The sequence below is a fragment of the Chitinophaga sp. Cy-1792 genome, from assembly GCF_011752935.1.
Lineage (GTDB): Bacteria > Bacteroidota > Bacteroidia > Chitinophagales > Chitinophagaceae > Chitinophaga.
The window spans coordinates 544,254-566,099 of sequence record NZ_VWWO01000001.1 but is presented as its reverse complement, the minus strand read 5'-3'; the positions used below and the strand labels follow the sequence as shown (position 1 = coordinate 566,099).

The window sequence follows — 21,846 nt, the reverse complement described above, 5'->3', positions numbered from 1 at the left end:
ATCGTGCATGCATATACGAATTTTGTTTTTCCTGTGCTGTCTGCTGATCTCTGCCAATGCCCGGGCTGCGCTGCTGCTGCCTGCCCCGCCAGTAAAAGATACAGCAGGAACGGACTCCGTGCCAAAGAATTTCCTGAAGAAAATTACGGTCGGTGGTGTATTCCAGGCCCGGTATACGGTTTCTCTAAATGATAATGTCGATGTGAATGGGCTCCATTACCGGCCTTCAGATAGTGTCGATGTGGTGCGTAACAGCTTTAGCCTGAAAAGAGCACGCCTCCAGCTGAAAGCTGATGTCAGCGACCGCCTTACGGCGGCAGTACTGGTCAACCTCGCTGATTTTGCCTCAGACCCTAAAGGAAAAGTACTGGAAAATGCCTATATCTCCTACAAATGGAATGACGCCATTCACTTTACCATAGGGCAATTCCGCCCATCCTTCGGACTGGAAGACCTCTATCCGGTGGATATCGTGAAATCCATGGATTTCTCCAATCAATACTATGCTTTCGGTAATAACGGCTGGCAAAGCTTTCAGCTGGGTATTTCCATGTTCGGCGAATTCAATAAAACGGGTAATATCCCCATAAAATATGCGGTTTCAGCAGTAAACGGCAACAACCGCAACCAGGTACAGGACAATGACAACGGTAAACTGGTGACCGGCCGCCTCGAACTGGGAAAAGCCAGTGTGATCGCGGTTGGACTCAATGGTGGCTGGGGAAATGTACATAATAAAGGCGTATATGCGACCGGGATAGACGTCAGTACCGTTATACCCATCGCCCCTAAGCTCGACCTGGAACTGCAATCCGAATATAAACGCGGCACCAACCATGTACTGTATTACGGACTACCAGACTCGCTTCGTAAATATCCCATTGATCAATATGTAATGGGAGGCATCTACATACTACCCAACCTCCGCTATAATATCCGGTATAAAAAACTCACTTCCATTGAGTTTTCGATGAGATACGAATATTTTAATGAGAATGAAAAGCACGATGGTATTGGCCGGAATACTTATATACCTATGATCAGTTTCGCTTTCTTAAAAGATTATGGAGGAAGAATTCAGTTAGGAATGCAGATTGATGATTATCAGAAAGATATTGCCGGCACAAAAATACACAATAGCAACCTGATGATTTTACAGGTACAATGCAGGTTATAACAAGTAGGGCGGTTTAGCTGTTAAGTTGTTGGAATGGATACACGCAACTAATGGGCTTTATGATTCAGGCAGTTTTAAAATCATTGTTATGCAACAATCTACACTTACGAAGAAAATTTGGATGGCACTCACCGGATTGTTTCTCTGTTTTTTTCTGGTTATTCATCTGCTGGGAAACCTGCAGCTGCTGATTCCGGGAGAACGATCGAGAGATATGTTTAATGCTTACTCGCACCTGCTTTCGGGCAATATCATCATCAATATTATTTCTTATATACTCTATGCCAGCATAATAGCGCATATAGTATATGCTGCCATTATAACGCTGAAGAATAAACGTACGCGTAAACAATCCTATCATTACGACAGGCGCAGCGCTGTAAGCACCTGGCAGAGCAGGAATATGGGCCTGCTGGGTACCATCATTTTTATCTTCCTGGTGATACATTTCAGGGATTTCTGGTATGTATACAAATTCGGTTCCTTGCCGCTGGATCCCGCCGGCCATAAGGATTTATACACATTGGTTGTTTCCGTTTACAGTATTGGCTGGTATGTAGGCGTGTATGTACTTTGTATGGTGGCGCTCTGTTATCATCTGTTGCATGGCTTCTTCAGCGCAGCCCGGACATTGGGCGTATATCATCCTAAGTATGTCCGCTGGATAAAAATCTTTGGCTGGATATATAGTGTAGGCATTTGCGCCGGATTTGCATTCATACCCGTATACGTTCATTTTCTAAAATAGTTGGTGATGCTGGAATCTAAAATACCTGATGGACCACTTGAAGATAAGTGGAGTAACTACAAAGCACATGCGAAACTGGTGAACCCTGCCAACAGGAAAAAGCTGGAAATCATTGTCGTTGGTACCGGGCTGGCAGGTAGTTCCATTGCGGCCTCCCTGGGGGAGATGGGCTATAAGGTAAAAAGTTTCTGTTTTCAGGATACTCCCCGAAGAGCTCACTCTGTAGCGGCACAGGGAGGCGTGAATGCCTGTAAGAATTATAAAAACGACGGCGACAGCGTGTTCAGGATGTTTTATGACACCATTAAGGGGGGCGACTTCCGGGCAAGAGAGGGGAATGTTTACCGCCTCGCAGAATGTAGTACCAGTCTGATAGATCAGGCCGTAGCGCAAGGAGTGCCGTTTGGGAGAGAATATGGAGGATATCTTAATAACAGGTCTTTTGGTGGGGTACAGGTTTCCAGAACATTCTATGCCAGGGGCCAGACAGGGCAGCAGTTGCTGCTGGGCGCTTACCAGGCTTTAATGCGACAGGTAGCTGCCGGCACTGTTCAACTGTTTGCACGTCACGAAATGCAGGACCTGGTGGTAATAGATGGCAAGGCTAAAGGTGTGATCATACGAAATATGGATACCGGCGCTATTGAGCGCCATGCCGGACATGCGGTGATCCTGGCTACCGGCGGTTTCGGAAAGATCTATTTCCTTTCCACATTAGCGATGGGCTGCAATGGCAGTGCCATCTGGAGGGCCCATAAAAAAGGCGCACTCATAGCAAACCCCAGCTGGACGCAGATACACCCTACCAGTTTACCGCAATCGGGCGAATACCAGAGTAAACTTACCTTGATGTCTGAATCACTCCGGAACGACGGAAGAATCTGGGTACCAAAGCAAAAGGATGACCAGCGGCCCCCTAACCAGATACCGGAAGAGGAGAGAGATTATTATCTGGAAAGACGTTACCCAGCCTTTGGTAATCTGTCTCCCCGGGATATTGCTTCCAGGGCGGCCAAAGAAAGAATTGATGCCGGTTACGGTATCGGTCCCCTGAAAAACGCCGTATACCTGGATTTCAGCAAGGCTATACGTGAACAGGGAGAGAACGCCATCCGGAAAAAATATGGTAACCTCTTCAGGATGTACCAGAAGATTACTAACGTAAACGCATATACTGAACCGATGCGTATTTCTCCCGCAGCGCATTTTTCTATGGGAGGATTATGGGTAGATTATGAGTTGATGACCACCATCCCCGGACTCTATGCATTGGGAGAGGCCAATTTCGCTGATCATGGTGCTAACAGACTGGGTGCTAACTCTTTACTGCAGGCATGTGTAGATGGATATTTTATTACCCCTTACACCATAGCGAATTACCTGGCAGATGAAATCCGTACGCCGCTGGCAGATCTTAACCATCCTGCTTTTGCGGAGGCAGAAGATAATGTCAAGGAACAACTACGGCTATTGCTGGCTATACAGGGAAAGCAGCCTGCTGATTTCTTTCATAGGGCCTTAGGGAAAATACTGTATGATAAATGTGGATTGTCCAGGTCTGCCGCGGGTTTGGAGGAAGCTATAACAGCCATTAAAGATTTGCGTAAAGATTTTTATAAAGACCTGTATGTGCCACAGGGTCTGGGAGTAAATGCTGAACTGGAAAAGGCAGGAAGAGTGGCCGATTACCTGGAACTGGGAGAGCTGATGTGTTATGATGCGCTGACCCGCAATGAGTCCTGCGGAGCGCATTTCCGCGAAGAGTATCAAACTCCTGACGGCGAGGCATTACGTGTCGATAAAGACTTTTCCTTTATCTCTGCCTGGGAGTGGCAGGGAGCGGATAAGCCACCTTTGCTGCATAAGGAACCACTTCATTTTGAATTTGTTACACCAACAGTGCGTTCGTATAAATAACCTAAAACTATCGGTAATGCATATACGCTTAAAGGTATGGAGGCAGGAAACTCAGGATGCTGCCGGTAAGATGGAATCTTACGAACTAAATAATGTGAGTGATGATATGTCTTTCCTGGAGATGCTGGATATGCTGAATGAGCAATTGATGAAACAGGGAATCCGGCCGGTGGAGTTTGACCACGATTGCCGGGAGGGCATTTGCGGGCAGTGTGGAATAATGATTAACGGGCGCCCTCATGGGCCGTTAAAGAATACTACTACCTGTCAGCTGCATATGCGGACATTCAGGGACGGAGATGAAATATATGTGGAACCATTCAGGGCAACGGCCTTTCCGGTTAAATGTGACCTGAAGGTAGATAGAAGTCCCTTTGACAGAATTATCCAGTCGGGCGGATTTATCTCTACGAATACAGGCCAGGCGCCGGAGGCTAATACTACCCGGATAAGCTCTCCTTTGGTGGAATCGGCCTTTGATGCCGCTGCCTGTATTGGTTGTGGCGCCTGCGTGGCGGTATGTAAAAATTCAAGTGCGGCGCTTTTCACCAGTGCGAAGATTACGCATATGGCACTTTTGCCGCAAGGTAAGGAGGAGGCACAGGCACGGGTGCTGAATATGGTAAAGCAGATGGATGAGGAGGGGTTCGGGCACTGTAGTAATACGGAAGCCTGTGAGGCGGAATGCCCTCAGGAGATCTCTGTTTTGCATATTGCACGTATGAACTGGGAGTTCAACAAGGCACATGCTCTGAAAAAGTAGTTGATTATCAGCTTCATATAGCCGTATGCGTATTTATACGTATTTATACGTATTTTTTAATTAGCGTATATCTACGTAGATTTTTGTTAAAGATACTCGGTAAATTTGCACCGTTTGAATACCGAATCGATGTTACACACAAAGTTAATACACGTATCAGGTGTAACCATGTTAACCCCCGGTAATTTATTGTAACAGGGTTTGTGACCCCCAAATAAGCATTAAGAAATGAAAAATTTGAAATTGTTTGCGACACCCCTCGCTATGTTATTTGTTTGCATTATTGCATGCACCCCCAAAAACGAAAAGAAAGAACCCCTGGCAAAGGAAACGGTAAGTGGTAATTCCGGGAACTTTATCAGGATCAAAGGACACGGTTTCAGCAATGATAGATTGCAGAACGTGGTAAAATTTGGTGATGTGAAGGCAGTTGTAGTGGATGCAACACCAAAGTATCTCTTAGTAAAAGTACCACCTCATAAAGCAGGGACAGTACCGGTGATGGTAATCGTAGGTGAGGAAAGTTCTAATCCGATTTTGTTTGAATACAACTCTCATCCTGCATTGCTAGCGGCCGCCATTCCCACTAAGTAATTGCAGTTAGTAACAAAAAGAAAAGGTCTTCAATTGAAGACCTTTTCTTTTTGTTGCGGTTTAGATATAATAAGTTTTCTGGAAACAGTCAGAAGAATTCAGTTAAATCTATTGCTCGTAACGTTGATCTGATTATTTATCCTGCATACCGAAGATCATCACTAATTTATTCTTTTGATAGAAATTAAGTGTTTGTTCTGCTACATCAAATTTGAAGGTTTGTCCGCCAATAGCCTGCAGAAACTCATGCTCTCTTTTCATAATTTCCGGGCTGCAAGCCATTCTGGTGCTGATGGCCTGCGTCAGTGATACGGTGCTTTTGGTTTTTTTCATACCACCATTGATTCTATTGCAACCACCACTGCCGAAGAAGCGATCTTTCTTTACATCAAACTCCAGCCAGATACCCGACTCGGTTAAAGTATTATCACCCAGTTTTATCAGGTTCCATTTCTTGCTTGAAATGAACGTCCATACATCCGGTTGTTCATTGGAGCTCTGGTCGTTGCCGGTCTGTTTGAAGGAAAGCATTAACCTGCCGTTGCCATAGAAGTTCAGGTGACCGTCTTCAACGCGGTAGTTGTATGTTTTGCCTTCCAATGCACGCTGGAAGTTGGTTTCGTTGCGCATATCCTGCTCATTAATACATGCCATCATGGTGCTCATGCCCCTGGTAAAGCTAACAATACCCGCGGCTTCATTCACTTTTGCCTCACCGCCAATACCATTACAGCCACCATTACCATGATAACGGTTTTTTCCGGCCTCAAATTCCAGCCAGATTTTATCACCATCAAGCGTTACGCCGTTCATCTGCTCCAGTGTCCAGCGTTTGCCGGCAACAAAAGGAGAGGCGCCAGTATTAATAGTCACTTTCTTTTTCTCCAATATTTTTTTCAGGGTATATTTTATAGAAGATCCGTCTGCCGGAGGATTTTTTACAGGAGATACCATTACCAGCAATTTATACTGATATCCCGGTGTATAGTTGAATCCCTGTATATTCTGATATAGGTTAGACCAATCGGATTCGTTCGCTGTTTTTACCTGCAAACACTCCATGGGAGCCACTCCCGTGCATGGGACCTTGCTCTCTTTCACATACATCACCTCTGTTTTGGGGGTAATCGGCTGCTGCTGGGCCGACACAAATAATGTGCTCAGTGCCACTGCTAATTTCAATAACATAAACTAAGATTTTAATTATTAACAATAAAGAGAGCGTTCAGGTTCTCTGTTTTGTTACATCTGAGTCTGCTTTATACAAAGATTGTTCCGGTATCCTAATTGGCCTATCTGGGCGATGATTTGCTGGTAGTACGCGGTTTTATCTTTGCCTGGGAAGCTGATAACCGTCACGCCATTGGCTTTCAGGAGGTCTATCTTTAGTTGGGAGCTCAACGTATATTCATCGGGGATATAATAGTAGATATTGTTAGGAACACTGATGTTACGATAGTTAAACTGCTGGCGTGCCCTGTAGGTGAGCAGCCACCAGAGGTCTGTTTCCGTGAAATCCAGCGAAAGCCCCAGGATATGTATGTCTTTGGTGAAAAACAGGTCGATCCAGGAATGGAAATAAACTTCCCCGTTATGAATACGCCTTATCAGAGAGGCTTTAGGCACTTCATTATTGGCGTAAACCGTACCGCTGACTACATAATTCCGCATTAATTGCAGCTGTCCGCCATAGTGCTCAAATCCCAGATTGATGCTCATCGGGTTCAGGCAGTCGCCATGGATATGCCAGTAATGAATACCATCAAGGGTATACTTCCTGAAAATGCTGTAAAAACGCTCTTTAATAAGACTATTACTGTGCTCCGGCGTTCTTCCCTCCAGGGTGAATTCATAATTGGTGGTAAGGATATGTGCAGGACGCAATTCCCTGATGGCTGTATGCACCTCATTAGGGCGTATTTCAGCAGTTTTGGCTGCAATGAAGGCCTTGAGGTCCTTTTCGTTGATGCGCTGTTTTTTAATGCCTGTGAGGAAGATTTCTTCGTACAGCAGGGAAAAAGGTTTCCGGTCATCTACCTTAATACAATCGGTAGTATGACAATAGGCGATGATATCCTGCAGCAGGTCTTTCCAGCTTTGCCCGGCGGAAATGTTATTAATATCATTTCCTACCAGTAATACCAGATCGTTCATAAGGTGTAACGGTTTTAAGTATATATGTAACGGAACGTCAGGTTGATACGGCCTTCAACAGGTTTGGCCGTTTTGGGGACCTGGTGTTCCCAATGATGTTGCAAGGTTCCTTTCATGAGCAGGAGAGAACCATGTTGCATCGCAATTTCATGTTTTACAGAATGGTTCTTTGTTTGTCGGAGCAGGAAGCGGCGTGTGGCGCCAAAGTTTATGGAGGCAATTACGGGGTTTTGACCTAACTCCGGCTCGTCATCTGCATGCCAGCCCATAGAGTCGTTTCCGTTACGGTAATAATTCAGCAGAACGCTGTTGAAGGGAGATTCCGATACCTGCCGGATACGCTCCTTTATCTCGAGCAGCGTATCCGTCCAGGGATTCGGTGTAAATGTATTTCCGGAGAAACCATAAGAGGTGGCGGCATCTCCGTACCAGGCCATTAACCTGGGAAACAAAACCTCGCGGCCATACATCATCATGGACGCCTGTTTCCAGTTAATGGTATCAAGCAATATCTGCCAGTAGCGATTGCTATCTGCAATTGAAAAAAATTGCGGATAGTAAATCAGCTCATCCGCTATCAGGATGATTTCCTTACCGGTGTTTTCGGCTTCAAATAAACTTCCCTGCAGGCTCATAGCACTAAGTTAAGACACTACTACGCATTGTACCGGCGTATAAATGCAATTCCTGCAAAAAGCAATTTAGTAGCTGAAAGGCTGCGTATAGATTACCTGCAGTATGGTCTGACCTACTGCCTGTAACGTACGCTTGTCGATCACACTCATATTGTCGTTGGTAGTATGCCAGTGTGCAGGAAACTGCCCTGTCTGCTGCCAGGCGATAATATCGAATGTAGGGATCTTCGCTATTGTATTTACGGGAATATGGTCATCTGTAATATAAGAACCATAATCTTCGTACCTGAAAAAGTCGGAATAACCAATCTTGTTGGCTGCATCCCAGAACAGTTTCATCGGGCCCATTGCATATTGCTTGGAAGAACCTTCCATGTAGAATGTTGAATTACGGCCACCAACCATGTCCAGCAAAATGCCATAATTGGCTTTATATCCCGGAACATGCGGGTTTTTAGCCCAGTATTGGGTACCCAGACAGAAAGAGTTCTCATCTGAAGGAATACCATAATCTTCCACATCAACAAAGAGCAGATCAACACCGGCTTCCGGCTTCTGTGCATGGAACTGACGGGCAGTTTCCAGTAATACACCTACGCCACTCGCGCCATCGTCGGCGCCATCCAGCTTTTTCTTCTTATCGAAAGCGTCTTCATCGGCGTAGGGACGGGTATCCCAGTGCGTCAGCAACAATACGCGTTGTTTGTTGGCCGGATTGAAACTGCCCACGATATTGATACAAGGGAGTTTTTCGCCTTTCGGACCGATAACGGTGGTACGTTGAATATACACGGTGTCTGCCCATTGTTTCAGCTTGCCGATAATCCAGTCCGCACATTTTTCCTGTGCAGGGGTATTCGGGATTCTTGGCCCGAAGCTAACCTGTTTGTCGGTGAAAGCGTAGGCCGAATCAGCAGAGAAAGCAGGTACAGGTGCTTCTATTTTGGCTACTTTACTTGCTCCTGTGCTATCGGAATTGTTGTCCTCAGATGATTTGCCGTTTTGCTGACAGGCGCCGGCTGTCATAGCCAGCGCCATTAAAGCGATAAGAGCTTTGCGCATTATCTTTTATATAATTAGTCTTTTTGAATACTGTAAGATACACTGCCGTCTTTTTCATCCTTCAGCTGAACACCTACAGACAGCAGCTCATTTCTGATTTTGTCAGAAGTAGCATAGTCCTTACGGGCTTTGGCTTCTTTGCGCATGTTGATCAACATTTGCAATACGCCATCGAGCAGATCTTCATCATTACCCAGTACTTCCATTTTAATACCCAGAATTTCTACCAGGTAGAGTTTCCAGGTTTCCTGTAATAAACGGAAAGTATCCTCGCTCAGTTCATGCATTTTTATCTGGCCGCCTTTCAGTGAATTCACAATAGGTACCAGTTCAAACAGATTGGCGAGTACTTTGGCGGTGCTGAAGTCATCGTTCATGAACTCAGGGCATTCTTCGCAAAGCCTGCGTACCTGTTTGTCCAGTTCTTCGTTGATGGCTTGTCCATCGCTGCTCCAGGTGAGCTTCTGCGACAGTTCATATGCAGCCCAGAGACGATTTAAGCCTTTCTCGGCAGCCTGTAACGCCTCGTTGGAGAAGTCCAGCGTACTGCGGTAATGCGTCTGGAGGATGAAGAAACGGATGACCATCGGGCCATAAGCCTTATCCAGCTGAGGGTTGTTACCGGAGAACATTTCTGTGAGCGTCAGGGTATTTCCATAAGATTTACCCATTTTACGGCCATTGATGGTAATCATGTTGTTGTGCATCCAGTAACGGGCCATCATTTCACCATGTGCAATCTCGCTCTGGGCAATTTCGCACTCGTGGTGAGGGAACTGAAGGTCCATACCACCGCCATGAATATCAAACTGATCACCTAAGTATTTGGCACTCATTGCAGAGCACTCAATATGCCATCCTGGGAACCCTTCGCCCCATGGACTTGCCCAACGCATGATATGCTCTGGTGGTGCTTTTTTCCACAGGGCGAAATCTACTTTATTGCGTTTTTCATCCTGTCCTTCCAGCTCCCGGGTGGTTTCGAGCATATCTTCCAATACACGGCCACTCAGGATACCATAATCATGGGAAGCGGCATATTTTTTTACATCGAAATACACGCTGCCATTCACTTCATAGGCATAACCCTTTTCCATGATGGTTTTGATCATTTCAATCTGTTCGATGATATGACCGGTGGCAGTAGGTTCGATGCTTGGTTCAATATTGTTGAACTGAAGCATGGCCCAATGATAGAGATTGGTATATTTCTGTACCAGCTCCATAGGCTCCAGTTTCTCCAGTAATGCTTTTTTAGAGACTTTATCCTCTGCTTCACGGCCTTCTTCTTCGAAGTGGCCGGCATCAGTGATATTACGTACGTAACGAACTTTATATCCGAGGAATTGCAGGTAACGTAATACTACATCAAAGGTGATATATGGACGCGCATGTCCGAGATGGGACTCACCCGAAACAGTAGGGCCGCACACATACATGCCCACGTGACCGGGATGTATAGGGGTAAATACTTCTTTCTGACGATGTAGTGAATTGTATATTTTGAGTTCTGACATATGCTGTAATACCGGCATTTAATCCTTATGCCTTGTTTAAAATTGTGGATTGCAAAGATAAATATTGTTTCTGTCGCCCGTTTAAAAAGAGACGTTACAACATCGGTCAGTACTAAAAATATAATAATGTTTCATAATGTTTATCGTTTGTTATTTAGCCATGTCTGCTGCCGGTTTTTCGCCAACGATACTCAGGTTGGAAATCACCGGGTAGTGATCAGAAAGATCGGAATTTATTTTCCGGAAACTGTTGACCTTGAAATAAGGACTAACAAAAATATAATCGATGCGAAGGGTAGGAGCCAGTCCGCTGAAAGTGCGGCCTATTCCTAATCCTTTCTGCAGGAAAGCGTCCTGTAAGTTGCCTCTTATCTTAAAGTAGGTATAAGATGCAGGTGTATCGTTAAAATCTCCACAAACAATTACAGGATAAGGGCTTTGTCTGACAAAATTACCCACAATATCGGCTTGCTGACTGCGACGAATATACGCCTCACGCATCTTTTGCACAATACTTTTGGTAGCTACCAGGCCCGTGTCCTGCTGGTTCCTGATTTTTTTGATGGCCTTATAATCCTTTTGATTAAAGCGGTACGACTCCAGGTGCATATTAACAATCCGGATCGTATCACCATCCCGCACAATATCTGCGTAAATCAGGCTCTCACTCAGGGGCCCCTCACTCATCTTTACCTTATCTGATGCAATGATAGGGTATTTGGAATAAATGATAGAACCCCAGTGCTGATTACCATTACGGTTAAAATCACTGGAGAAGAACCTGTATGGGAGATTCATCTCATGTGAGATATCTTCCCGGTTATTGAAATCATTTTTTCTTTCAGCGGTATAGAAATCCTGGAAGCAGGCGATATCCGGCTCCTGTTTTTTTATAAGCGCAAACATTGCCTGACGGTTATATTTACTGTCCCGCTCCTTATAAAGGCCGAACTGGCTTACATTATAGCTCATTACCGTGATACTTTCCGTGGCAGGTTTCGGTTTATTTCCTGACGGCATATTGAAGGCGACAAATGCACTAATCGATTTCCAGCCTAACAATATTGCAATAACGGAAAGTAGCGCATATCGATAATTAAAAACTAACCAGGCCAGCATAAACACCACCAGCAACCCCAGCAAAAACGGGAACGCCAGCGTCAGAAAACTGATGGGCCAGAACCAGGCTGGCGAGATATAGGGTGCCAGGCAGGCTGCCAGAAATAATATAACCAGGGCGATATTCAGTATTACAAAAAATCCTTTTGTAAAAAGTCTTAAGAATCGCACTGTCTACGTACTTTGTTGAACGTATAAAGTTACTATTTTTTCAATAGCAGTCGGGCGATTACAGGGAAATGCTCTGAGTCCGCTACACGAATGGCATCACAGGCCTCAATTTCAAACTGTTTTGAAGGGAGAATGTAATCTATCCGCAGGCTGGGCGACATATACGACATCGTCCGGCCCCAGCCGCTGCCACAGCGGAGAAACGCATCCTGCAGCGGTGCTGCCACCGTTTGATAGGTATAGGACACCGGCGTATCGTTAAAATCTCCGCAAACAATCAACGGGTAAGGACTAGCGGTTATCAGTGCCCTCAACTGGCGTGCCTGATCCGACCTTCGGGTAAATGTCATCTTCATCTTCCTGGCCAGGTTCTTAATATCTTCCTTATGCTCTACCATGCCCTGTTTGAAGTTGTACATCTCTCTAAACTCAGCCCTGGTAAACATGTACGATGCCAGTTGAACCGTAATTACCCGGATGGTATCCTGGTTTACCAGCAGATCTGCCTGTAAAAAGCTGCTGCCACTGCCATTCGAGCTGTAACCGCAGGGAATAGTGGTCGCATTCAGAATAGGATGATGGGAAAACAGGGCAATTCCATAGTGCCAAGTATCCCAGTGGGTTTTATCGTTCGTGAAATAATAATGTTCATAGCCCGCCTTCATGCGGATACTGTCGATATTATTGGACTGTTCTTTCCAGTCGTTGGTGTAAAACTCCTGGAGGCAAAGGATATCTGCCTGCGCATAAACGACGGTATTATAGACATTGCTTCTCACCGGTTTTACATCTTTATAATACAACAGCCCCATATTGCTGGTATTATAGGTCATAACGGTAAACTCCTTGCTACCATAGGTTTTATCCATCTTGTTTTCCCTGAAAGGGTGTATGGCCCAGGTTCTAAGCACTGCATCGGCTGAGAAAAGCAATGCCAGTACCGGTAACAGCCAGTATTTTTTTCTTAATATTATCCAGAGGGGGAGCAGGAGAAGATTTAGTAAGAAAAATACCGGGAAGGTAAGTCCGGCAAATCCGGCGGGCCAGAAGCCATGCGGATCTATAAAAGGGAAGAAGGTCGCCGCCAGTAAAGCCAGCGGTACAAGTATATTGACACAGATCAGGAGGAAACGAAGGAACGTTTTCATCAGGTATTTGGGATAAAAAAAATTTGAGTATTCTGTAGCACAAAATCACTACAAAATACTCAAATCTCTATATACAAATACCCTTAATTTTCAGGATTGCTGGCACGTACCAGGGTTTCCTTTTCTTCAGGAGTAAGTGATGTAATGCCGTTGGCATTTATTTTATCAAGAATTTCATTCAGCCGTTGTTCCGGAACTTTGCCCACTCTTTTGTAAGGAGGTTCTGCGTCATCGGTTGCTGCTGCGTGTTCCTGCAGTTCGGTTGGCAGTTTTTGTTCAGCCGCCGGATGGAACATATGGGAAAGTTTGAAAGATACTCTGTTGAAACCACCACCCAGGTCATTGCCTTTTTTCCATTGCGACATATAAACCCAGCCTGCGAGGCCGCCACCAACCAGCATAGGCAGAAATACCACGCCGCCGGTACTGGTGAAATGGGAACCTATGTTGAGCACGAGGTAAATAGCGGTAATAATCCAGAGAGGAATACCGCCACCTGCCAGGAGTGGGAATATACGGTACTTAGGAGCAATGATGGTAGCACCTATGGCTATTGCCATTACACTACCTGCTGCGCCCATAGCACCGGCACCACCGGCAATTGCCTGGAAGCCGGGAATAAACTGCATACCCAGTACATAAAAAATATTACCTACTACCCCCCCGAAAATATACAAAGGCAGGATACGCAGATAACCAGCCAGGTGCTGCAGCATAGAGCCAAAACACCATAACCAAACCATATTGGTAAATACAGGTAACACTTCAATATGAGTGAAGATAGCGCTTAGCACTGTCCATGGTCTACGCAAAGCCAACCCGGGATCTGAAGGAACCCGCAGGTAGGACATGATATCCGTGTAGAATTGTGGTACACCCACATTTTCCATCTGATAAATCACTTTCGTGAATAACAGAAAAATAAATACAGTCAGATTGATTACCAGTAACTGCGTTACCATATTCTTTCCTGCTCCCAGAGAGAGGCCCGACATCTTCGTTTTTTCGAGGGTATGCATGGTATCAGATATTTTCAATACAAAATTACGGCAATATTACCGTAGTAACGGTGCATTACAACAATTTCCTGTTCCAGTTCCGGAGCAGTAAAAACGCAAACAAAGCACCACCAAGGTGGGCCACATGCGCTACGTTATCGCCTGATGTGCTCTGCAGCTGATGCACCAGTTCCATTGCAATCATAATACCTACCACATATTTCACCTTTACAGGAAAAAACAGGTAGATATAATCATTAGGGAACATGTAACCAAAAGCAAACAGAATACCATAGATAGCTCCCGAAGCGCCTACCATTGGCATATCGCGGTAAGCGGCCACCAGGTTATAGACGAGATCTTTAGCAATAGAGATAGCTGCCGGGTCGTGATTGCCGATCGCTTCCCGCATGCCGCTCATATTATAATAATTCTGCAATAGTAAGCCCAGGTCATAACGATTGTCCAGGATGACAAAATTATTAAGGGTAGGATTGTTCAGGAAGGCTTCCGCCTCATGCGTCAGCTTAATATTATCGTAGGTGAGCCATCCCATATAGCAGAAAGCGGCTCCCATGCCACATATCAGGTAGAACAACAGGAATCGTTTGGAACCCCAATAATCTTCCAGGGTGCTGCCAAAAAACCACAATGTAAGCATGTTCATCCCGATATGTCCCACGCCGGTAGTATCGTGCATGAACAGGTGTGTTACAAATTGCCATGGCCTGAACAGATCTGATTTCCAGTAATGCAATGCAAAGAGGTCCGACAGGTTATAGTTGAACCTGTATATCAGGGTTACCTGAATCAGCCATACCAATCCATTGATGATTAACAGATTCTTAATGACAGTAGGTATGTGAAAACCTCTGGGCCTAAATGCATTATTCATTGTGGCTAAACTTAATATTTATCTATTCGCTCTCTTTTTTAATAACACCACATTCTCTATATGATGAGTATGAGGAAACATATCAACAGGCTGCACTTTTTCCACGGTATAAAGCTCATCCAGCAAAGCCAGGTCTCTGGCCTGTGTAGCAGGATTACAACTTACATAAACGATTTTAGGTGCAGCTATTTCCAGTAATTTATTCACCAGTTTTTCGTGCATACCTGCACGTGGAGGGTCCGTGATAATTACATCTGGCTGGCCATGGTGTGCAAAAAATGCATCATCACAGATATCTACCACGTCTCCGGCATAAAACTCGGCATTGGTGACATTATTCATAGCCGCATTTTCACGGGCATCGTCAATGGCTTCTTTAATCAGCTCAATCCCCACTACTTTTTTCGCCTGACGGGAAACAAAGATGCCGATACTTCCTGTACCGCAATACAGGTCATAAACGGTTTCAGTACCTGTTAATCCTGCAAAATCGCGGGTAACCTTATACAGCACTTCACCCTGATAGGTGTTGGTCTGGAAGAAGGATTTAGGCCCGATCTTGAAAGTGAAATCTTCCAGTTTCTCTTCTGCATATCCTTTACCAAAATAGGTTTTAGGTTCCAGATCGAAAATAGAATCGTTCTTTTTGGGATTGACGGTATATAAAACGGTCGTAATGGCCGGTACTGTTTTTAAAAGGTGGTCCAGCAGTGCGATCCGGTTAGCTTTATCTTCATAATGAATAACGAGGTTAACCATTATTTCGCCGGTGGTACACAAACGTACAACCAGGTTACGCAGCCAGCCTTCCTGTTGGCGGATATCAAAAAATGTGAGGTCGTTGGCAATTGCGTATTCCCTGATGGTATTACGGATGAGGTTTACTGGTTCCTGCATCAGATAACAAGTGTTGATATCCAATACTTTATCAAATAATTTAGGAACGTGGAAGCCCAGCGCCGGTTTTCTTTCTATCTCACCGTTATTGGCTTTTATCTCCGCATCGGTGAGGTAGGCTTTGTTACTGAAGGTAAATTCCAGCTTGTTGCGGTAGTGCTCGGTGTTGGCCGAACCCAGTATAGGGCTCATTTCCGGAAGTTCCAGCTTGCCGATACGTTGCAGGTGATCTGCTACCTGTTGCTGCTTGTATTCCAGCTGCAGGCTATAGGGCATCATCTGCCATTTACATCCGCCACAAGTGCCGAAATGGGCACAGAAAGGCGTTACTCTTTTGTCGGAGTAAGAATGGAAATGAACAACTTTACCTTCTGCCCAGTCTTTTTTATTCTTACCAAGCCTGACGTCTACCACATCTCCGGGTACTACGCCACCTTCAATAAAAATGACCTTGCCATCCAAACGGGCCAGGGCCTTACCTTCTGCTGCATACGCAGTGACAGGTACATTTTCTAATACAACATTTTTTTTCCTCACGGCTGCAAAGGTAAATGGATTTTAAGATTTTGGGGTATTTTTACCTGTACTTAAAATATCCTATGCGAAGACTGCTGTTACTGATGATCGCTACTTTGCTGGTACACGGCCAAATGATGGCCCAGGGCTACCAGCTGACAGTTAAACTAAAGAATTATAAAGACGGGAAGCTATTCCTGGGGCATTATATGGGGAAAAGCACCTTCCTGGCTGATTCTGCTGATATTAGTCCGGCCGGAGTTGCCGTACTGAAAGGCAAGACGCCGCTAAATGCCGGTATTTACCTGCTGGTAATGCCTGATAAACAACGATATATAGAAACCCTGATCGATAAGCACCAGGTATTTGAAGTAGGTATCGATACCAGTGATTTTGTAAACAAAACCACTTATAAAAACTCTGCGGATAACGACTTCTTCCTGGCCTATAATAAGTTCCTGGCTGCCCAGGATGCGGATGGTAAAGAAATCCAGGCCAAACTGAAGGCTGCCAGAACAGCCGACGATACGGCCAAAGTACAGCCTTTACAGACCGCACTGATGACGAAAATCCAGGATTACCGTCTGAAATTTATCAAAGAGCATCCGGATAATATTCTCTCTACTATCTTCAATGCCATGCGTGAGCCTGAAGTGCCCACCAAACCGGCTAATGAAGATTCCCTTTTTGCATACAGGTATTTCAAAACACACTACTGGGATAATGTAGACCTTACCTCCGACAGGCTGGTGCGTACGCCTGTGCTGGAAGCTAAGTTGCAGAAATACTTCACCCAGCTGGTGATAGGCATGCCGGATTCTATTAATGTGGAAGCGGATGTAATGATCGATCGTACACGCAAGAATAAAGAAGTATTCAAATTTGTATTGTGGTGGCTTACATATAATTATGAGTCCTCTCCTTATATGGGTATGGATGCCGTCTTCGTTCACCTGGTAGAGAAATATTATGTTGGAGGGGAGGCTTATTGGTTAAACGACGAACAAAAAAATAAGATTATAAACAGGGCCTACGCTTTGGCGCCTAATCTGATCGGCCAGCAGGCGGCACAGCTGGAGTTGAAAGACACCGCCTCGCAAGCGATTTCATTGTATAAAACCCAGGCAAAATATACAATCCTGGTTTTCTGGGACCCTACCTGCGGGCATTGCAAAATAGAGGTGCCAAGACTTGATTCTGCCTATAATGCAAAATGGAAGGCGCAGGGCGTTAAGATGATCGGTATTAAAACGGAAGGTTCCAGGGAAGAATGGATATCCTTTATTAAAGATCATCACCTGAAGGGCTGGATACATGCATCTGATCCTCAGTCTACCAGCAATTACAGACGCTTATACGATGTATATTCTACACCGGTTGTCTACCTGCTGGATGAAAAGAAGAAAATCGTTGCCAAAAGGCTTGGCGTGGAACAGCTGGACCAGGTTTTATCCAGGAGGGAAGATAAAGGTGATAAGGCAACCGCTTCAAAATAGCGACCTTAAAACAGCAGCATAAGCGCATCTGCCCGTAAGGGCTAAATTATATTTTTAAAAACCGGGGGAGATATCTTCCCCGGTTTTTATTTTTAAGGCTATAGGTATATGATTATCAGTTGTTTATAATGAATAGCGACCGCATTAGCCAGAACAATCTTTTACCGGTTTTGTAATTAGGGCATAACAGGCATTGTTAAAACTATAATTCTCGAAGAGAAGAAATGGAGTGATATATGAGCCTGGTATATGCACTTTCTCCCTTTAACAAAATCCAAAAGAGATGAAAAAGCTAGTGTTAACCGTTGCAGCATTGTTTGTGGCAATCGTTTCATTTGGGCAGGTACAATGGGGAATCATTGCAGGTCCAAATTTTTCTGCCTTTAAGTACAGAGATTTTATTGACGGAAACAGTAAAAGAAATAGCAGCATTCTGACAACCTTCCGCGGAGGGGTTACAGTGGATATTCCGTTAACAGATGAGTGCGGAATCGGAACAGGGTTACTATATGAAGGTAAAGGAGGTAAATTTAAAGACACAGATACAAAAGCACTATTAAGTTACCTGCAATTGCCGGTTACCTTCCAGTTTTCACCTGAAGTTGGAAATGGCCGGATAGTATTGGGTGTAGGTCCATATTTTGCACTGGGCGTAGGTGGTAATTATAAAAATACGATCAATGGTAACGTAGGTGCATTTGATAATGCCGCAGGGGTATACCAGCTGAAACGCTTTGATTTTGGAGGTACACTTAACATCGGTTATCAATTACCTATGGGTTTATATTTTGGTTTGAACGGAGATGTAAGTTTTCTTAATAGTGCGAAATATACAGATAACGATAGAAAGTTTAATAATGGAACGTTTGGTGTGTCCGTTGGATATAAATTTCACTCCAGATAATTAATGTTTTATATATAAAAACATATTCCAAATCATAATGGCAGCGGCTATTGCGTTCTTCGTAACGGCCGCTGATTATTTAAAAACTATTTTTTTAGACAATCTTTTCTTGTTGAAAATTCGTTAGTAGTTTTGTCGGACCGACTATGAAAATTAATACAAGTCATACAGTGGCCATAAAATCCCAAACATCCATTAAATGAAATGTTTCACTATTGTGGTAGTAACCACTTGTTTATCCATGTCTTATGCGAGAGGTCAGGTAAGTGTGGGCGTACGTGGTAGCTATGTAAACTCAAATCTGTCGATTGAAAGACCCAGTGTACCGGCGTTGAGTCCGGGAGCAAAAGCTTTAAGCAACTGGAATGTAGGTTTGGTTTTTAACATCCCGGTTGCTACAGGATTGTACCTGCAGCCTGTTCTCAGCTATGAGCAAAAAGGTGGTGCATTGTCATACCCCGACAAGAGCCCGGCCAATGCTTATACGATAGCGGCAACAAAGCTTCGGCTGAACTATCTGACATTACCGGCAAATCTGGTATACAAAATTCCAGTTGGCAAAACAAAGCTGGCAATAGGAGCAGGGCCTTATGTCGGGTATTGTGCCAGTGCCAGATATGATCTCTCCGTGTACAACGAAGGACGTGAGGTGCAGACAACCCATCAATCAGTAGATTTTAATTCCGGGGGACTTCCCAACACCAATATACAGCTATCCAGATGGGATTTTGGTGCCAATGCAATCGTTTCACTGGAACTGAATAACTATACTACTTTCAGTGTGAACTATAGCTATGGACTCTCTGATATTGACAAGTCTCATGAGCTGAAAATTAACAATCGTTCTTTTGGTATTTCCTTTGGATTTATACTGAATAGAGAAGATTGGTAATTTATAAAGTATTGATTTATATAGATATCTGAATTATATTGATAATTATATTTTTATTTACCCAAAGTGTAAAATAATTATCAGCTATGTACGTCGTCTTAAGGGCTGCTTATGCAGCCCTTTTTTATTTTTTACAAATGAATAGGGGCAGATAAATGCACAGGCGTCTAATAGTATTGAGCGCCGCTCCCAGGGGTGGGAGCTGCTCACTTGGACAGTTAAATTAAAAGTGTGACAGTTATAGGGATATGCCACTATGTATCTACATGATGGCATTTTTTATATGAAAGAAAGCAAAAAAGGGAAAGACTTACGTCCTTCCCTTTCTTTATTAAAATGAATATTTTTAGAAAATAGCTTCCACTGCCTGTCTGACCACTTTAGGTTTTCCCAGTGTATAATAGTGTAATACGGGTACGCCATGTGCCTTCAGTTCTTTCGATTGTGCGATCAGCCATTCGGTACCTACCTGTTCTACCTCTTTATCGGTTTTACATTTCAGGATTTCATTGGAGAAATCTGTCGGGATATCTACGTTGAAGGTACGCGGCAGGATACTCAGTTGCTTCCGGGTGGTTAATGGTTTCAGCCCTGGTATGATAGGGACGGTAATGCCAATTTCCCTGCATTTATTTACGAAGTCGAAATATTTCTGGTTATCGAAAAACATCTGTGTAACGATGTAATCGGCGCCGCCTTCCACTTTTCTTTTCAGGTTCAGGAGGTCTGTCTGCATATTGGGGGCTTCGGCATGTTTTTCCGGGTATCCGGCTACGCCGATGCAGAAATTTGTTTTTACGCCACCTTGCAGGTCATCTTCCAGGTAAATGCCATTATTCATATGTACCACCTGTTCGAGGAGTTCGCTGGCGTAACTGTGTCCGTGCGGGTCAGGCTCAAAGAAAGATTCATTTTTAGGAGCGTCTCCTCTGAGTACCAATACGTTATCTATTCCAATAAACGCCAGATCGATCAATGCGTTCTCTGTTTCTTCTTTGCTGAAGCCACCACAGATAAGATGAGGGACGGTACTGACGTTATAATGGTTCATGATTGCTGCGCAGATACCAACGGTGCCCGGGCGTTTGCGGATTTCTACCTTTTCGAAGGAGCCGTCGGTTTTTTTCTTGAACATATGTTCCGAGCGGTGGTAGGTGACGTTGACGAATGCCGGCTTGAATTCCATCAGGGGATCGAGGTGCTCGTAGATGGATTCAATGCTTTTGCCTTTCAGGGGAGGCAACACTTCAAAAGAGATAAGGGTATCTTTGGCCTGAGTGATATGTTCGATTACTTTCATATGATCAGTTGCAGCATTAGTATTGCTAATTTACTACATCCGGGTAAAAAAGTACCATTTTTGATCTTATGATAACTATAACTAGGCTAAGTGGATGAATTGTTTAATTTTGCTAAGTTTGAAAATATGGCACTAAGAATACATACAGACCAGCTTGTAAAGCGTTATGGCGCCAGAACCGTAGTAAATCACGTTTCTGTAGAAGTATCGCAGGGCGAGATAGTAGGACTGCTGGGTCCTAACGGTGCGGGTAAAACCACATCTTTTTACATGGTAGTAGGCCTGATTAAGCCGGATGAAGGTAATGTTTATCTTAACGATCTGAATATCACCAAGTTGCCTATGTACAAAAGAGCAAAAATGGGTATTGGGTACCTTCCACAGGAGGCATCTGTATTCCGTAAGCTCAGCGTAGAAGACAATATTGCAGCCGTTTTAGAGATGACCAACCTGAAAAGGGCGGAACAGAAAGACAAACTGGAATCATTATTAACAGAATTCCGTTTGCAACACGTTAGAAAGAGCCCCGGAGACGTACTCAGTGGTGGCGAACGCCGCCGTACGGAAATTGCGCGTGCACTGGCCGTAGACCCTAAATTCATCCTGCTGGACGAACCATTTGCAGGTATTGACCCTATCGCCGTAGAGGATATTCAGTCTATTGTAGCCAAACTGAAATACAAGAATATTGGTATTCTGATTACTGACCACAACGTACAGGAAACGCTATCTATTACAGACAGGGCTTATCTGTTATTTGAGGGAAAAATCCTCAAATCGGGATCAGCAGAAGATCTGGCAGAGGACGAACAAGTGAGAAAAGTGTATCTTGGCCAGAATTTCATTCTGCGCCGTAAAAATTATCTGGACGAAGCAGCTAAACAACAATAATACATTCCCACCGCAATCCTATATGAGAATATTAAGTCCTGCAATATCACAA

The 21,846-nt window shown here is 44.3% G+C and carries 20 protein-coding genes; 9 read left to right on the top strand and 11 right to left on the bottom strand.

Annotation, left to right across the window (positions count from 1 at the left end; genetic code table 11):
- Positions 1 to 7: 7 nt before the first annotated feature.
- From F3J22_RS02370 to F3J22_RS02350, 5 genes are all read left to right on the top strand, one after another.
- A complete protein-coding gene (locus tag F3J22_RS02370) occupies positions 8 to 1,177 on the top strand; it encodes a porin (RefSeq protein WP_167013919.1) in 1,170 nt (389 codons plus the stop codon).
- 88 nt (positions 1,178 to 1,265) lie between these two features.
- The gene (locus F3J22_RS02365; protein ID WP_167013917.1) at positions 1,266 to 1,925 is read left to right on the top strand and encodes a succinate dehydrogenase cytochrome b subunit; all 660 of its coding nucleotides are present in this window, start codon (positions 1,266 to 1,268) and stop codon (positions 1,923 to 1,925) included.
- A 6-nt stretch (positions 1,926 to 1,931) separates the two neighbouring features.
- A complete protein-coding gene (locus tag F3J22_RS02360; protein WP_240154987.1) occupies positions 1,932 to 3,842 on the top strand; it encodes a fumarate reductase/succinate dehydrogenase flavoprotein subunit in 1,911 nt (636 codons plus the stop codon).
- Positions 3,843 to 3,858: 16 nt separating this feature from the next.
- Positions 3,859 to 4,605, top strand: coding sequence for a succinate dehydrogenase/fumarate reductase iron-sulfur subunit (locus F3J22_RS02355; protein WP_167013913.1), 747 nt, complete (start codon positions 3,859 to 3,861; stop codon positions 4,603 to 4,605).
- Positions 4,606 to 4,869: 264 nt separating this feature from the next.
- The gene (locus F3J22_RS02350; protein WP_167013910.1) at positions 4,870 to 5,199 is read left to right on the top strand and encodes an IPT/TIG domain-containing protein; all 330 of its coding nucleotides are present in this window, start codon (positions 4,870 to 4,872) and stop codon (positions 5,197 to 5,199) included.
- 132 nt (positions 5,200 to 5,331) lie between these two features.
- Here F3J22_RS02350 and F3J22_RS02345 read toward each other — a convergent pair whose 3' ends face one another.
- The 10 genes from F3J22_RS02345 to rlmD all read right to left on the bottom strand — a co-directional run bounded on the left by F3J22_RS02345 (position 5,332) and on the right by rlmD (position 16,332).
- A complete protein-coding gene (locus tag F3J22_RS02345; RefSeq protein ID WP_167013908.1) occupies positions 5,332 to 6,387 on the bottom strand; it encodes an META domain-containing protein in 1,056 nt (351 codons plus the stop codon).
- 54 nt (positions 6,388 to 6,441) lie between these two features.
- Entirely contained in the window at positions 6,442 to 7,353 is a 912-nt protein-coding gene (locus tag F3J22_RS02340; protein ID WP_167013906.1) for a hypothetical protein, read from the bottom strand.
- Positions 7,354 to 7,367: 14 nt separating this feature from the next.
- Complete coding sequence (locus F3J22_RS02335; protein WP_167013904.1) at positions 7,368 to 7,988, bottom strand: alpha-ketoglutarate-dependent dioxygenase AlkB; 621 nt, start codon at positions 7,986 to 7,988, stop codon at positions 7,368 to 7,370.
- 66 nt (positions 7,989 to 8,054) lie between these two features.
- Positions 8,055 to 9,050, bottom strand: a complete 996-nt coding sequence (locus F3J22_RS02330; protein ID WP_167013902.1) for a M28 family peptidase — start codon at positions 9,048 to 9,050, stop codon at positions 8,055 to 8,057.
- A 14-nt stretch (positions 9,051 to 9,064) separates the two neighbouring features.
- Positions 9,065 to 10,567 carry a cysteine--tRNA ligase gene (cysS, locus tag F3J22_RS02325; protein WP_205195132.1) on the bottom strand — a complete coding sequence of 501 codons (1,503 nt, stop codon included), beginning with the start codon at positions 10,565 to 10,567 and terminating at the stop codon, positions 9,065 to 9,067.
- Between the two features lie 150 nt (positions 10,568 to 10,717).
- A complete protein-coding gene (locus F3J22_RS02320; protein WP_167013898.1) occupies positions 10,718 to 11,857 on the bottom strand; it encodes an endonuclease/exonuclease/phosphatase family protein in 1,140 nt (379 codons plus the stop codon).
- 32 nt (positions 11,858 to 11,889) lie between these two features.
- Positions 11,890 to 13,005 (bottom strand): endonuclease/exonuclease/phosphatase family protein, encoded by a 1,116-nt coding sequence (locus F3J22_RS02315; protein WP_167013896.1) that lies wholly within the window; start codon positions 13,003 to 13,005, stop codon positions 11,890 to 11,892.
- A gap of 83 nt (positions 13,006 to 13,088) precedes the next feature.
- Positions 13,089 to 14,024: a rhomboid family intramembrane serine protease gene (locus F3J22_RS02310; RefSeq protein ID WP_167013894.1), complete on the bottom strand. Its 936-nt coding sequence runs from the start codon at positions 14,022 to 14,024 to the stop codon at positions 13,089 to 13,091.
- Positions 14,025 to 14,079: 55 nt separating this feature from the next.
- On the bottom strand, positions 14,080 to 14,898 hold the full coding sequence (locus F3J22_RS02305) for a rhomboid family intramembrane serine protease (protein WP_167013892.1): 819 nt from the start codon (positions 14,896 to 14,898) through the stop codon (positions 14,080 to 14,082).
- Between the two features lie 18 nt (positions 14,899 to 14,916).
- On the bottom strand, positions 14,917 to 16,332 hold the full coding sequence (gene rlmD / locus F3J22_RS02300) for a 23S rRNA (uracil(1939)-C(5))-methyltransferase RlmD (protein WP_167013890.1): 1,416 nt from the start codon (positions 16,330 to 16,332) through the stop codon (positions 14,917 to 14,919).
- A gap of 62 nt (positions 16,333 to 16,394) precedes the next feature.
- Between rlmD and F3J22_RS02295 the strand changes: the two genes are divergently transcribed.
- The 3 genes from F3J22_RS02295 (at position 16,395) to F3J22_RS02285 (ending at position 19,603) form a co-directional block, all read left to right on the top strand.
- Complete coding sequence (locus F3J22_RS02295; protein WP_167013888.1) at positions 16,395 to 17,807, top strand: TlpA family protein disulfide reductase; 1,413 nt, start codon at positions 16,395 to 16,397, stop codon at positions 17,805 to 17,807.
- Between the two features lie 283 nt (positions 17,808 to 18,090).
- Complete coding sequence (locus tag F3J22_RS02290; protein WP_167013886.1) at positions 18,091 to 18,711, top strand: porin family protein; 621 nt, start codon at positions 18,091 to 18,093, stop codon at positions 18,709 to 18,711.
- Between the two features lie 199 nt (positions 18,712 to 18,910).
- Positions 18,911 to 19,603 (top strand): porin family protein, encoded by a 693-nt coding sequence (locus tag F3J22_RS02285; protein WP_167013884.1) that lies wholly within the window; start codon positions 18,911 to 18,913, stop codon positions 19,601 to 19,603.
- Positions 19,604 to 19,949: 346 nt separating this feature from the next.
- Here F3J22_RS02285 and metF read toward each other — a convergent pair whose 3' ends face one another.
- Entirely contained in the window at positions 19,950 to 20,903 is a 954-nt protein-coding gene (gene metF, locus F3J22_RS02280; RefSeq protein WP_167013881.1) for a methylenetetrahydrofolate reductase [NAD(P)H], read from the bottom strand.
- Positions 20,904 to 21,029: 126 nt separating this feature from the next.
- On the opposite strand from metF, the gene lptB reads away from it, so the two are divergent.
- On the top strand, positions 21,030 to 21,794 hold the full coding sequence (gene lptB / locus F3J22_RS02275; protein WP_167013879.1) for an LPS export ABC transporter ATP-binding protein: 765 nt from the start codon (positions 21,030 to 21,032) through the stop codon (positions 21,792 to 21,794).
- The last annotated feature ends 52 nt before the right edge of the window (positions 21,795 to 21,846 follow it).

What these genes read in the sequence shown, in the direction of transcription:
- F3J22_RS02370 (WP_167013919.1), top strand. Translation starts at nt 8, where the DNA reads ATGCATATACGAATTTTGTTTTTCCTGTGCTGTCTGCTGATCTCTGCC.
- F3J22_RS02365 (WP_167013917.1), top strand. Translation starts at nt 1,266, where the DNA reads ATGCAACAATCTACACTTACGAAGAAAATTTGGATGGCACTCACCGGA.
- F3J22_RS02360 (WP_240154987.1), top strand. Translation starts at nt 1,932, where the DNA reads ATGCTGGAATCTAAAATACCTGATGGACCACTTGAAGATAAGTGGAGT.
- F3J22_RS02355 (WP_167013913.1), top strand. Translation starts at nt 3,859, where the DNA reads ATGCATATACGCTTAAAGGTATGGAGGCAGGAAACTCAGGATGCTGCC.
- F3J22_RS02350 (WP_167013910.1), top strand. Translation starts at nt 4,870, where the DNA reads ATGTTATTTGTTTGCATTATTGCATGCACCCCCAAAAACGAAAAGAAA.
- F3J22_RS02345 (WP_167013908.1), bottom strand. Translation starts at nt 6,387, where the DNA reads ATGTTATTGAAATTAGCAGTGGCACTGAGCACATTATTTGTGTCGGCC.
- F3J22_RS02340 (WP_167013906.1), bottom strand. Translation starts at nt 7,353, where the DNA reads ATGAACGATCTGGTATTACTGGTAGGAAATGATATTAATAACATTTCC.
- F3J22_RS02335 (WP_167013904.1), bottom strand. Translation starts at nt 7,988, where the DNA reads ATGAGCCTGCAGGGAAGTTTATTTGAAGCCGAAAACACCGGTAAGGAA.
- F3J22_RS02330 (WP_167013902.1), bottom strand. Translation starts at nt 9,050, where the DNA reads ATGCGCAAAGCTCTTATCGCTTTAATGGCGCTGGCTATGACAGCCGGC.
- cysS (WP_205195132.1), bottom strand. Translation starts at nt 10,567, where the DNA reads ATGTCAGAACTCAAAATATACAATTCACTACATCGTCAGAAAGAAGTA.
- F3J22_RS02315 (WP_167013896.1), bottom strand. Translation starts at nt 13,005, where the DNA reads ATGAAAACGTTCCTTCGTTTCCTCCTGATCTGTGTCAATATACTTGTA.
- F3J22_RS02310 (WP_167013894.1), bottom strand. Translation starts at nt 14,024, where the DNA reads ATGCATACCCTCGAAAAAACGAAGATGTCGGGCCTCTCTCTGGGAGCA.
- F3J22_RS02305 (WP_167013892.1), bottom strand. Translation starts at nt 14,898, where the DNA reads ATGAATAATGCATTTAGGCCCAGAGGTTTTCACATACCTACTGTCATT.
- F3J22_RS02295 (WP_167013888.1), top strand. Translation starts at nt 16,395, where the DNA reads ATGCGAAGACTGCTGTTACTGATGATCGCTACTTTGCTGGTACACGGC.
- F3J22_RS02290 (WP_167013886.1), top strand. Translation starts at nt 18,091, where the DNA reads ATGAAAAAGCTAGTGTTAACCGTTGCAGCATTGTTTGTGGCAATCGTT.
- F3J22_RS02285 (WP_167013884.1), top strand. Translation starts at nt 18,911, where the DNA reads ATGAAATGTTTCACTATTGTGGTAGTAACCACTTGTTTATCCATGTCT.
- metF (WP_167013881.1), bottom strand. Translation starts at nt 20,903, where the DNA reads ATGAAAGTAATCGAACATATCACTCAGGCCAAAGATACCCTTATCTCT.
- lptB (WP_167013879.1), top strand. Translation starts at nt 21,030, where the DNA reads ATGGCACTAAGAATACATACAGACCAGCTTGTAAAGCGTTATGGCGCC.